At 70.1% G+C, this 12980-nt stretch carries 7 protein-coding genes; 1 reads left to right on the plus strand and 6 read right to left on the minus strand.

The genetic code is table 11. From position 1 onward, the window contains the following. Positions 1-60: 60 nt before the first annotated feature. Entirely contained in the window at positions 61-1326 is a 1266-nt protein-coding gene (locus AC5L36_RS38830) for a zinc metalloprotease (protein WP_441223684.1), read from the minus strand. 1003 nt (positions 1327-2329) lie between these two features. Between AC5L36_RS38830 and AC5L36_RS38835 the strand changes: the two genes are divergently transcribed. Beyond that, positions 2330-5098, plus strand: a complete 2769-nt coding sequence (locus AC5L36_RS38835; protein ID WP_441223685.1) for an AAA family ATPase — start codon at positions 2330-2332, stop codon at positions 5096-5098. Positions 5099-5112: 14 nt separating this feature from the next. Here AC5L36_RS38835 and AC5L36_RS38840 read toward each other — a convergent pair whose 3' ends face one another. Genes AC5L36_RS38840 through AC5L36_RS38860 form a run of 5 tightly spaced genes read right to left on the minus strand, consistent with a single transcriptional unit; the run spans position 5113 to position 12740 of the window. Further along, the gene (locus AC5L36_RS38840; protein ID WP_441223686.1) at positions 5113-5787 is read right to left on the minus strand and encodes a TIGR03085 family metal-binding protein; all 675 of its coding nucleotides are present in this window, start codon (positions 5785-5787) and stop codon (positions 5113-5115) included. 3 nt (positions 5788-5790) lie between these two features. Then, positions 5791-7122, minus strand: a complete 1332-nt coding sequence (locus AC5L36_RS38845; RefSeq protein ID WP_441223687.1) for a cation:proton antiporter — start codon at positions 7120-7122, stop codon at positions 5791-5793. Between the two features lie 38 nt (positions 7123-7160). Then, a complete protein-coding gene (locus AC5L36_RS38850; protein ID WP_441223688.1) occupies positions 7161-10664 on the minus strand; it encodes an indolepyruvate ferredoxin oxidoreductase family protein in 3504 nt (1167 codons plus the stop codon). Then, positions 10661-11089: a cobalamin B12-binding domain-containing protein gene (locus AC5L36_RS38855; RefSeq protein WP_441223689.1), complete on the minus strand. Its 429-nt coding sequence runs from the start codon at positions 11087-11089 to the stop codon at positions 10661-10663. Before AC5L36_RS38855 ends, AC5L36_RS38850 begins: the two co-directional genes overlap by 4 nt. 10 nt (positions 11090-11099) lie before the next feature. Beyond that, positions 11100-12740 carry an acyl-CoA mutase large subunit family protein gene (locus AC5L36_RS38860; protein ID WP_441223690.1) on the minus strand — a complete coding sequence of 547 codons (1641 nt, stop codon included), beginning with the start codon at positions 12738-12740 and terminating at the stop codon, positions 11100-11102. Between the last annotated feature and the right edge of the window lie 240 nt (positions 12741-12980).

A 12980-nucleotide genomic window follows, 5' to 3' on the forward strand; every position in this document is an offset into this window, starting at 1 on the left:
GTCTGGCCGGCCGAGGGGCGACGGCGCGCTCGCACGTGCGTACGTGGCGGTGGCGGATCGCTAGGCGACGCCTGCCGGCTCGGGGGCCTGCGTCGCCTCGTCGGCGCGCCGCGCGCGGTCCTGGCGGTGCCGCGCTCGCCCGCCGCGGTACATGCCGCGCAGCCACATCATCAGACCGCCGCCGTTGATGAGCAGGACGAGGATGCCGACCGTGGCGAAGTCGAAGGAGCTGAACTGCGTCTCTTTGCCGGTCAGCAACAGGATGAACTGGTAGGCGTAGCCCCACATGACGGGCAGCAGGATGAGCACGTAGGACGCGATCGACACGACCCGTCCGAAGAACCAGAGCAGCGCGTACCGCCGGATGATCCGCATCTCGCGGGCGGGGATCCCGGACTGGTCGACCTGGTGCCCGGACCCGCGCAGCCGGGCCCACCGGTTGCGCAGGTAGTCGTCGGTGTCGCCCATCAGGTTCTTGCAGTGGAAGGCCGTGGCGATGATGTAGTAGATGTCGGTGCGCAGGAAGAAGAAGAACTGCCAGATGATGCGCGCCAGTGGGGTGAGGAGTACAGCGGTCGCCAGGAGGACCGCCCACTCGGGCGCGCTGATCCAGCCGCGATGGGCGGACCAGATGAAGACCACCAGAAGGGCGGCCAGGACAGCGTCCACTCCCATGCCGATCGCGAAGGCCAGATAGCGCTGGCGCCTCGGCTTCATCCAGATGGCGGTCATGTCGGTCTGCGCCACCAGCACCCAGAGTTGGTTGCCGACGCCGATGCCCGCGGGTACACCGGATGCCCGGGCGGCGACCAGGTGGCCCAGTTCGTGCAGAAACAGGCCGAGCATGGCGAAGAAGATCCAGGCCCAGGTCAGCGCCGCGAAATGCTGCGGAAAGAGCAGCGCGTTGCCGGCCTTGGGGAGCACGCTCGGGTCGTCGACGACCATGGCTACGCTCACCGCGACGAGCAGGCCGCTCGCTACCAGCACCGGCCAGCTCACCAGCCGCTGCGCGGCCCGTGGGGAGAGCCATTCGAACCGCCAGCGCCAGTGGGCCTGCCGGACCTCCGGGGTCTTGCCGGCCGCCACGGCCGACGCTTCGCCGATGAAGCCTTCCTTTTCGAGGGCGTCGAGGAAGTCCTCGATGTCGGCGGTCTCGTGGTACTTCTCTTCGTACAGGCGAGCCGCCTGGCCGACCGTCTTGCCGTCGGCCAGCGCTTCGACGATGTCCAGTCCCTCGGCCGGGATGGCCACGAACACGTGACGATCGACGTCCCCGAGGATGACCGTGTCGCCTTCGGTCCGATGGTTGAACGGACGAACGGTCACGAGCGAGTCAGGTGTATACCCGGCCATCTTCTCTCCCCCTGCGCCATTTCCTTCTTCGTGCCCCCGTGGCGGCGATCGTGCGGGGGCCGGGCGAAATCCCCGACCCCCGCAGACCTTCGGTCGACCTGTTACGCCTCCGCGGGGCAAGCCGCAGCGGCACTGGTCTTCACCGGCTCGAGCCGGCGGACGGAAAGCTTCTTCATCGAGGTCACCTCCCTACTTCAAGAGCGATCGATCGGCCGCACGCTCGGCGCGAGCGTGGGCACGCATGATGCGGATCGGCATTGCGGTCCGCGGCGGGCTCGGACCGGGGATCGGATCCGGGTAAGCAACTCGATTAAGGGCTCAAGACGCCGGTGGAGCTTTCGGCGAAATGCGACTATTTCCTCGAAAGTATTAGAGACATATCCGCGCGGCGGTTTGCATCCTGCCGGGGATGAGCAACAGCCGCCGTTGGTAGCTATTTTTTGCGCGCTTCTTCGCTGCTCGGAAGTGGTCTCTTCATGCCAGTGGCGACGGTGTCTTGATCCGGTCGAGCCAACTGACCCGACGGGCTGAGATGCATCCGGCTCGGGTAATCTGCACGATAGGCTCGACGTCCCAAAGCAATACGCATCGCACGGGCCCGGAATTGAACCGTCAAACCATGTTCTTCTCTGATGAGGACCCTTTGTCCCCTAAGGTCCGGCCTCGACACCAGCAAGATCGGAAGATCCGCGTGCCCATCGGTCGCGCACTCTTTGTCCGACTCTGCCCGGCTCGCCGGTTGTAGCCGGAAAGATCCATTATATTCTGAGGGCCACGCCTTACGAGACATGAGCCAAACACGCGAATCCGACACGCCAAATTTACAACAGGGCGTATTTCCCTGGTCACGACCGGCGACGGGGTCCTACGGACGGCGCCGCACGGTCAGCGGATAAGCGACGAATAGCGCCTCGAATGATGACAGTCATAGGGTCGGCACGGTCTACCACACCTTCAGCCACCGGGGAGGCTGATTGTGAACCTCATCGATCGACAAGATGCACTACGGCTGTTCGACCAAGTGATGCGGGGGGCATCGTCGGGGCAGGGCGGCGTCATTGTGGTGAAGGGCGCGACCGCCCTCGGCAAGAGCGCGTTGCTGCACGCGTTCCACCGACGCGGGGAGGAACTGGGTGCCGTCGTGGTCTCCGCGACCGCCGCACCCGCCGAGCGGGAGTTGCCCTCGGGCGTACTCTCCCAGCTGGTCCGGGCCGTCGCTGTCGGACGTGACGAACGGGCATCGGTCGCCTCGCTGGCGCTGGCCGTGCCTGGCGGCGCTGCCGACCTTCGGCCCGTCTCGCGGTCCGCGGTGCGGGTCGACCTACCGGCGCTCGACGCGATGTGTACCGCGCTGCTGGAGTTGTCCGCCGACCAGCCCCTGCTGATCAGCGTCGACGACGTCGAGCACACCGATGCGGAGTCCCGCCGCGCGTTGCTGTTTCTGGCGCGTCGGGTCCATTTCGCTCGTATCGCCCTAGTCGTCAGCCACACGGACCGGGGCGGGTATGCCGAGCACGGCGTCGCCGCCGACCTGGCCCGGCAGTCGGACTGCCACACCGTGCACCTCGCGCCGCTGTCGAAAAAGGGCGTGCGTGACCTGGCGTGCGACCTCGCTGGGCGCGAGGCCGGCGAACGGCTGCACCTGCCCTGGTTGCGGCTCAGCGGCGGCAATCCGCTGCTCGTCGCCGCACTGGCCGAGGATCACCGGGACCGCCTTCGGGCTACGGACGATGACCGGTCGGCCGCCGCGGTGGCGATCGCCGCCGCCAGGTACGGGCAGGCCGTCCTCTCCTGCGTGCATCGCGGCGGCGAGCAGGTGATCAAGGTGGCCCGCGGTCTGGCAGTCCTGGGCGGCGAGGACGGGCTCGGCGACCTGGTCGATCTTCGTGGCGACCAACTGGCCCGCAGCCTGCACGCCCTGGCGGCCGCGGGCGTCACCGCCGGCGGGACCTTTCGCGCCGAGGCCGCGCGCGGTGCCGTGCTAGGGGACATGAGCGCCGAAGAGTGCGGGGACCTGCACCGAGCCGCCGCCGAGGTCACGCACCGGCGGGGCATGTCGACCGGCGTCGTCGCCGAGCACCTGACGCACGCCGGCCGGGAAACCCCCGGATGGGGCATGACGGTGCTGGAGGACGCCGCCGCTCACGCGCTGTGCGAGGGCCGGGCCGACCGGGCGATCGCGTACCTGCGCCAGGCGCTCTCCGGCTGTGCCGACGACCGGCGCCGCAACGAGATCACCATCAAGCTGGTACGGGCGGAATGGTGTCTGAACCCTGCCGTCGCCGTCGACCGCCTCGACGAGCTCGCCGAGGCGGCCCGACGCGGCGTCATGACCGGTGGATACGCCGTCGCCCTCGTGCGCGCGCTGCTCTGGCACGGCCAGTCGGACCAGGCCCGCAAGGTGCTCGACACGGTCCTCCGGTCGGAGGTCGAGCACGAGTGCACGGCGCACGAGGTCGTCGTGCTGCGCGACTGGATGCGCTGCACCCACCCGCTCGAGGTCTCCCCCAGGCTGCACGAGCTGCCGGCCGGCCAGGACAACCGGGCGACCACATCGGTCGCGGCCCTACGGCGGCTGGACGCGGCGAAGCTGCTCGCAGACGTCCTGACCGGCGGTGACCGGAGTGACCTCACCGCACGCGCTGACCAGATCCTGCGCGGCTGCCGCCCGGACGTCATCTCCTTCGACGCGATCGTGTGGACGCTGCATTCGCTCACCTACGGCGACCGCCTGGAACAGGCCCAGGCCTGGTGGGAGGCCGTCACCGCCATGGTCGACGCGGAGCGCGCGCCCAACTGGAGCGCCCGGCTGGCCGGGATCCGTAGCGAGATCGCCGTGCGCCGCGGCGACATGGCTACCGCCGAGCGCCAGGCCCGGACCGCGCTGGCCTTGGTCCCCCCGGCCGGGTGGGGCGTCGCGATCGCCGAACCGCTCAGCACGCTGATCGTTGCCTACACCGCGACAGGACAGCACGAGGCCGCCGCCGACCAGCTTGGGCTGCCGGTACCGGAGGCCATGTTCGAGACCAGGTTCGGCCTTCAGTACCTGCACGCCCGAGGCCGGCACAGCCTGGCGACCGGCAACGGGCCGCTGGCGCTGCGTGACTTCCGGCTCTGCGGCGAGCTGATGGGCCAGTGGCGGATGGACATGCCGGCGTTCGTGCCGTGGCGGGCCGATGCCGCCGAGGCGTACCTGCGGATGGGTAGGCCGGAGGATGCGCGCCCGCTTCTCGAGGCCCAGCTGACGCGCTGCGGTCCGGCGTCGCCGCGTGCGGAGGGCCGTACCCTTCGCCTGCTGGCCGCGACCCGCGAACCGCATCAGCGTCCCGTCCTCTTGCACCGCGCCACCGACCTGTCGCAAGCCGGTGGCGATCGGTACGAGATGGCCCAGGCCCTACACGACCTCGCCCAGGCGTACCGTGCGCTCGGCGAGTACCGCCGCGCGGCGACTATCGCCCGTCGCGCCCGGGTGGTGACGCCGGAATCGGCCGAGGCACAGGTGATCACGCCACTTCCCACGCCGCCCGCCACCCACGATGCCGACGTGGCGCGACACGCTGCCACGCTCAGCGACGCCGAGCGCCGCGTGGCCGTTCTCGCGGCGCTGGGCTACAGCAACCGCGAGATCGCCGAGAAGTTGTGGATCACGGTGAGCACCGTGGAACAGCACCTGACGCGGGCATACCGCAAGCTCGACGTGACCCGCCGGTCCGACCTGCCCGCCGGCCTGAAAGCACTGGCTTGAAGCCGGCGCGGCGTTCAGATGCCGAACCGGGCGTCCCGCACGGCGGCGGCAGCCCACTCCGGGCCCTCGAACTCGACGTCGGCGTGGCTCTGCCGACCGCATGCGAACAGCAGCAGCTCCGACGGCGGCCCGTGCACGGTGACGGTGGTGCCGGCACGGACCGACCCGCCGCGTAGCCGCCCGGCCGGGCTGGCCAGGACGACGGTCACCGGGGCGGACCGCAGCAGAAACCGGGCTCCCCCGGACAGCCTCCTCCACAGCTCCGCCTCGTACTCATGGCTGATCGGACGGGCCCGCCAGCCCCGCTGCGCCCGGCGCACGTCCTCGCTGTGGACGAAGAACTCCACCGTGTTCATCGCCGCGTCCAGCCGCGGGACGAACCGGTGCGGCGCCCACCGCGGCGGCGCGGTGCGCACCAGGTCGACAAGACGGGAGTACTCGTGCCGTGCCAGGATGCGCTGGCGCACCCGCTCGGTGTACCCACCGAACCGCTTTGCCAGGATGCCGATAGAAGCCTCCGGACGCCGCTCCCTCAACACCAGGTGGGCGGTGAGGTCGGCGGCGTTCCACCCGGTGCACAGGGTGGGCACCGCCGGCCCCACCTCGTCCAGGAGGTCGCACAGCGCTTGGCGTTCGATGCCGGCAAAGGTCGCGCGGGGTGCGACGTCCCGCGCTCGGAAAGCGGTCACGGGTCAGACCTGCGTCGGTGAATCGGCCACACGCGCGGGGGCGGCGTCCTGGAGATAGCTGTTCTCTCGCAGCTCCTCCTCCGCGGTCTGCTCGATGCGGGCCATCGTCAGACGCAGAATCGGCGGTGCCATCAGCGAGGTGACGATAGCGACCAGGACCACGATCGTGTACGCCTGCACCGAAAGGATGCCCAGTTGTAGGCCGACCATGGCCACAACCACGCCGATGACACCCCGGGCGTTGAGGCCGGCGCCGAGCGCCAACCCCTCCCAATGGTTGAGGCGGCTGATCCGGGCGCCCAGGTAGGCGCCGGCGAACTTGCCCAGGATCGCGACCACCACGAGAAGCAGCCCCGCCACAAGCACATCCGGCTCGCCCAGCGACGTCAGATCCATCCGCAGCCCGGCGGTGGCGAAGAAGATCGGCGCGAGCACCGATACGACCACGGTCCGCAGCGGCGCCAGGTGGGGGCGGCCGGGACCGATCGCCGACCCGATCAGGATGCCACAGACGAACGCCCCGAACACCGCCTCCAGACCAAGGGCGTGGGTGCCGACGCCACCCAGCAGGATCATCGTCGCGGCGATCGCGACCGTAGGTCCGGAATCCGCCGTGCGGGCGGCGAATCGGAAACCGGCGCGGGCCAGCGGCCGGCCGACAGTGAACGCGGCCAGGACCACGGCGAACATGCTCGCGACCGAGGTGACCACGTTGCCGGTTTGCAGGCCGGTGGTGGCCAGGGCCGACACGATCGAGAGCATCACCCAGCCGAAGGCGTCGTCCACCATTCCGGCCGTCAGTACGAGCTGGCCGATGTTGCGGTGCAGCATCCGCATGTCCATCAGGATCTTGGCGATCACCGGGATCGCGCTGACGCACATCGCGACGCCCATGAACAAGGCGAACACCACCGGATCGGTGTCCGCGGGCATCAGCGACCCGCTGAGCGCGAGGCCGACGGCGATGCCGAAGCCGAGCGGTACGACCAGACCGCCGATGCTGATCCCGGCCGCGGCCGCACCTCGCCGGCGGACCATACCCATGTCCATGTGTATGCCGGTGATGCCGACGAGCAGTAGCACGCCGATCTGGCCGACCGCGTCGAGCAGGTGGAACTGCTCGACGCGCGCGGGAAACAGCCAGCTCGACAGGGACGGCGCGAGGTGGGCGAGGACCGATGGCCCGAGAAGTACGCCGACGGAGAGCTCTCCGACGACGGCGGGCAGGCCGAGCCGGGTGGCCAGCCGCCCGAACGACGAGGCGAGCAGCAGGAGCAGGCCGACCTGAAGCAGGAAGATGAGCAGCTCGTTCGCGGGGATCGGGGCAACGGGCACGTTTTCTCCTCACTAGTCGGCGACGGGGTGATGGCCAGCTACTCGGCGGTGGAACGCTCCAGCCTCGCCAACAGGCGCTGGACCCGGTCGCGGTACCCGGCGGCGCTGGCCAGCTTGAGCTGTTCGTATCCGCGGACCTCATCGGGCGCGTCCGCAAGCTCGACCACCAGCGAATGGTTGTCAGGGCGCAGGCGATCCAGCGCGTACAGCAGGCACTCGCGGTACCCGACTACGAGCTGCCGCTCGAGGCGCCGCACCTCCGTACGCCCGAACGGGTCGAGCGCGGTGCCGCGCAGCCTGCGCATCGCCGCCAAGACCCGCAGGACCGGACGGAACCAGGGTCCAAGGGTGAGTTTCCCGCGCAGCCCGAGCGCGCGAAGGATCGGCGGGTGCAGGTGGTAGGCAACACGGGCACGGCGGCCGAACTCGCCACGCACCCGCTCGACGAAGGCCGGATCGACGCTGAGCCGCGCGACTTCGTACTCGTCCTTGTAGGCCATGAGCTTGTACAGGTTGCGTGCCACGGCGGTGGTCACGTCGGTGGCGCCCGGCACGGTCGCATGTTCGCGATCGTACGCGCGGGCGACGAAAGCCACGTACTCCTGCGCGTACCGGGCGTTCTGGTATGCGACGAGATCGCTGGCACGTGCCGTGAGCAACCGGTGGAGCTCGCCGCCGGCCGCCAGGCGGGAACCGAACGCGCGAGCGACCGCCATCGCGGCGTCCGCGGACGGTGGCGTATCGGGCTCGCCTCGACCGCGCCGGTCCAGCAGTTCCGGTGAGGCGACGGCGCATCTGCCCCACCGGAAGGCGGCCAGGGTGCGCTCCACCTCGACGCCGTTCATCCGGATCGCCTGCTCCATGGCGGGCAGCGAGATGGGGAGTGCTCCGTGTTGCCAGGCCGCGCCGAGCATGACGGTGTTGGCGGCGATCGCGTCGCCGCACAGCCGTTCGGCGATGTCCTGTGCGTCCAGGTACACGTTGTGCTCGCGCCTGGTGTGTGAGTCGATGAAGGTGCGGTACTCGGCGACGCCGCCGAACCGCTGCGCCGGGTCGAGCACCATCGAGGCGGTGGGGATCTGGCTGGTCGACACGACCGCGACCGTCTCACCCGGCCGGGCGGTGGCCAGGTTCTGCGGGTTGGCGGCGCCGAGCAGGTCGAGTCCCAGGTATACGTCGGCGGTCGAGCTGGCCGCGCGGTTGGCGTGTGCCGGCCGCTGGCCGAAGACGCGTACGTCGGACACGACCGGACCGCCCTTCTGGGCGAGGCCGGTCTGGTCGAGGCCGCGCACGTGCTTCCCGTCGAGGAATGCCGCGACGCCGAGAATCTGGGATACGGTCACGAGTCCGGTGCCGCCGACGCCGATAAGGCGGACCGTGACGTCCTCGCCGACTCGCGTCGCCGGGGCGGGCAGGTCGCTCGGCGGCGGGGTCGCGGTCGTCCGGCGCCGGGGATCGGGCCACACCGACACGAACGACGGACAGTCACCGTCGACGCAGGTGTGGTCGTGGTTGCACGACGATTGATGGATGGCCGTCTTGCGGCCGTACTCGGTCTCGACCGGTCGCACCGACAGGCAGCCGGACTTTCGGCCACAGTCGCCGCAGCCCTCGCATACCCGCTGATTGATGACCACCCGCCGCGCCGGGGTAGGCAACCGGCCGCGTTTGCGCATGCGATGTCGTTCGGCCGCGCACTGCTGGTCGTGCACCAGGACCGTGACGCCGGGCACCGTGGCCAGCTCCTTCTGTGCGGCGAGCAGTTCGGAGCGATCGCGGACCGTGGCGATCGGGGACAGCGGCGTCCGGTCGTACCTGCCGGGCTCGTCGGTGGTGACGATGACCCGGCGCACGCCTTCGGCCTCCAGCTGCCGCGTCAGCCCCGCGATTCCCAGCGCCGGCTGTAGGCTCTGCCCACCGGTCATCGCGACGGCGCCGTTGAACAGCAGCTTGAACGTGATGTTGACACCGGCGGCAATGGCTGCGCGGATGGCCAAGGATCCGGAGTGGACATATGTGCCGTCGCCGAGGTTCTGGAAGATGTGCGGGGTGTCGGTGAACGGTGCCTGGCCGATCCACTGCGCGCCCTCGCCGCCCATCTGGGTGAGCCCGGCGAGCTCACCGCGACCGGCCGGGTTGAGGATCACCATGGTGTGGCAACCGATGCCGACACCGACGACGGCGCCGTCCGGTGCGGCGGTCGACTGGCTGTGCGGGCAGCCCGAGCAGTACGCGGCGGTGCGGCGCGGACCGGCGGGCAACAGCGTCAGCGGGGTGGGCCGCGGCCGGGCGGCCTGGACGCCGAGGCGGTGCAGCCGCCTGGCGAGCGCGGTGGCGATCAGGTCGACGTCGAGCGTCCCGGCGTGGGGGACGAGCGGCTCGCCCCGCTCGTCGCGCTTGCCGGTCACCAGTGGGTGCCGGGCCTGCGCGTAGAGCGCGTTCTTGATGCCCGTCTCGACGAACTCGGCCTTTTCCTCGACGACCAGTATCTCCTCCAGCCCGCGGGCGAACCGGGTGACGACCTCGTCGTCGAGCGGCCAGATCTGGGCCAGCTTGACCAGCCGAATCCCGCGTCGCTCCAGTTCGGACTCGGGCAAGCCCAAGCGGCGCAACGCTTCCAGGACGTCGAAGTACACCGGGCCGGCGGCGGCGATGCCGATCCACGCGTCGGTGGTGGCTCCGCTCACCTGGTCGAGGTGGTTTTCACGGCTGTACGCCTTAGCCGCGGCCAGGCGCGGACCGCGCATCGTCGCCTCGATCTCCAGCGACTTCGGGGCGAGCAGGACGCCCGACGGAGTGTGCCGGTACGGCCGGCCGCCGTACTCGACGACCGGAAGCACCGGCCGGATCCGGTGCGGCGCGACGTCGGCGGTGCCGTTGGAGTCGGCGACGTTGGCGACGAGCTTCAGCGCCACCCACAGTCCGCTGGCGCGCGACTCGGCAATGGCGTGCAGGCCGAAGTCGAGGATTTCCTGGACGTTCGCCGGGTACAGCACGGGCATGCCCAGCGTGGCCAGCATGCTCTCGCTCGCCGACGGCAGTGTCGAGGACTTGCACTGCGGGTCGTCACCGCACAGCGCCAGCAGGCCGCCGGTGGGGTCGGCGCCGCACGCGTTGCCGTGGCGCAGCGCGTCGGCGGCGCGGTCAAGGCCGGGTGCCTTGCCGTACCAGACGCCCAGCACGCCCTGGTAGCGCGGCCGGGGCAGTTGGCCGACGAGCTGGCTGCCCCATACCGCCGTGGCGCCCAGCTCCTCGTTCTGGCCCGGCTGGTGCACCACCGGCAGGCCGGGTTCCAGCCGCGTAGCGGCGTCGATCTGCTGCCCGAACCCGGCGATCGGCGATCCCTGGTAGCCGGACACCAGCGCGGCCGTACGCAGCCCGGCCCGGCGGTCGGCACGCATCTGGTCGAGCACGACGCGGGCGAGCGCCTGCACGCCGGTGAGGAAAATGCGTCCCTCGGAAACCAGGAACCTGTCGTCGACCGCGTGCTCAGCCAATGGGCGGGTACGTGTCGCCGGTGGTCCGGCGATCGTGGAGGTCACGACGGCGACCCGATCGGCACCGACGCCTCGGCCGCGTCGCGCTCCCCGACCAGCAGCGCGATTTCCTCGGCGATATGCGCCAGCGGCGTGCCGGGGCCGAAGATGCGCTGTACGCCGGCGTCGAACATCAGCGGCCGGTCGATGTCGGGGATGATCCCGCCGAGCACGACGACGATGTCCTCGCCGCCCTGCGCGCGCAGCTCGGCGATCACGGCCGGCACGGTCTCGCGATGGTTACCGGAGAGGCTGGAGATGCCGAGCACGTCGACGTCCTCTTGCAGCGCGGCCCGGGCCGCACCTGCCGGGAGCTGGTTTCCGAGGTACACCACCTCCATCCCGCGAGAGGCCAGGTGCCGGGTGACCGTCATGGCACCCCGGTAGTGCGAGTCGAGGCCGGGCTTGAAGATGGCAACTCGGATTGGCATCGGTCTCACCTCATCGCAAGGGTTGGCGCCAGCCCCCGTGGCGGTGGCGGAAAACGTCGCAGCACTGGCCGAGCGTGGCGCCGACCTCCGCCGCCGCGATCAGCGCCGGCATCGTGTTGGAACCGTTGACCACACACTGATCCAGGTGGCGCAGCGCGTCAGAAACAGCGTCGCTGTCGCGGTGGGAGCGCACCCGGGCCAACCGCTCGCGTTGCCGGGGCAGGGTCTCCGGCACGTCAAAGGTCTCCACAGTGGTGGGTGCCTGGTGCGCCGAGACGTTGACACCCACCACCGGGCGGCGGCCTTCGTCGATGTCGGCGGTCGCCTGGCACGCGGTGTCCAGGATCCGGGCGTGTACCCAGCCCGTGTTCACCGCCTGCACCAGGCCGCCCATCTCGTCGACGGTCGCCAGGGTCTCGCGCACCCGGCTGTCGACCTGGTCGGTCAGGTGTTCGACGAGGTACGAGCCGGCGAGTGGATCGATGGACCGGGTGACTCCGGTTTCGGCGAGCAGGATCTGCTGGGTACGCAGGGCGGTCAGGGCGGCGGTCTCCGACGGTACGCACAGTGCCTCGTCGAACGCGCTGATGTGCAGCGACTGTGCGCCGCCGAGGACCGCGGCAAGACCGTGCAGGGCGGCTCGGGCGACGTTGTTGAGTGGCTGCGCGGCGGTGAGCGCCGAACCCGAGGTCTGCACGTGAAAGCGGAGCCGGGTGCTGCGCTCGTCGCTCGGATGGAACCGGTCGGTCAGCACATCGTGGTAGACCCGCCGCGCCGCGCGGTATTTGGCCACCTCCTCGAACAGATCGCTGCCGGAGGTGAAGAAGGCCGAGAGCCGGCGGGCCACCGGGTCGACCGGCAGGCCCCGCGCCCGCATCTCCTCGATCGTCGCGACCGCGTTCGCGACCACCAGTGCCACCTCGAGTACGGCGTCGGCACCGGCCTCGCGGTAGTTGTATCCGGTGAAGCTCACCGGGTGCCAGCGCGGCAGGTGCCGGGTGCAGTACTCGGTGACGTCCATGGACAGCCGGAAGGCGAACTCGGGTTCGAGGACGCTCGGCGCGGTCAGGACGACCGTCTCCATCATGAAGTCGTTCTGTAGCGTGCCCGACAGTGTGGCCGGGTCGATCCCGCGGCGCTTCGCGGCGGCCAGGTACATGGCGAGGATCGCCCCCGCCGCGACCGGGTGGGACAGCACGAGGGAGACGCTCACCTCGTCCAGTGGCACGCCCGCGTACAAGTCGACCATGTCGTCGATGCTGTCCACCGCGACGCCGCCGAGCCCGGCGTCGGCGCGGGCCCATTCGTCGTCGCTGTCGTACCCCCGGTTGGTCGGGTAGTCGAAGACCGTGTTGATGGCGGTCGCGCCCTCGTCCAGCAGCAGGCGCAGGCGGCGGTTGGTGTCCTCGACCGTTCCGAACCCGGCGAGCGGACGGATCGACCACGCGCGTCCGGAGTACATCGTCGGGTAGACCCCGCGTGTGTACGGTGGGCTGCCCGGAACGCCCAGGTGGGTTCCGTAGTCAGCGGCGGCGTCTTCGGGGCCGTACAGCGCGGCCACCGGGATGCCGGACTCGGTCCAGGACGGCATCGTCGAGGGGCCGTGCTCCTCGCGCCAGCGCTGGACGTGGCCGGCTGACTCTTCAGTCACCATCCCGCCCGATCCGCCTGCGACTCGGCTCGTCACGACCGCCCCCCTACGGACACCATGGCGGCGACCCTCGCGATCCACCGTTGTCGTCATTTCTAGCGTCGGGGCGAAGGAAAGTCGCCGGCCCGGACCGGGCATGAGGCTGCCCGGGCATCGACACACCACCGTGGCTGGAATTGGCCACTACCGGACACGCCACTGGGCTGGCCACGAGCGGTCAACTAATGTGGGAACCAGGGA

The sequence above is a fragment of the Phytohabitans sp. LZ39 genome, from assembly GCF_059359075.1.

Bases quoted from the DNA above. Each gene is read 5' to 3' on its own strand.
- AC5L36_RS38855 (WP_441223689.1), bottom strand. From the start codon at position 11,089: ATGCCAATCCGAGTTGCCATCTTCAAGCCCGGCCTCGACTCGCACTAC.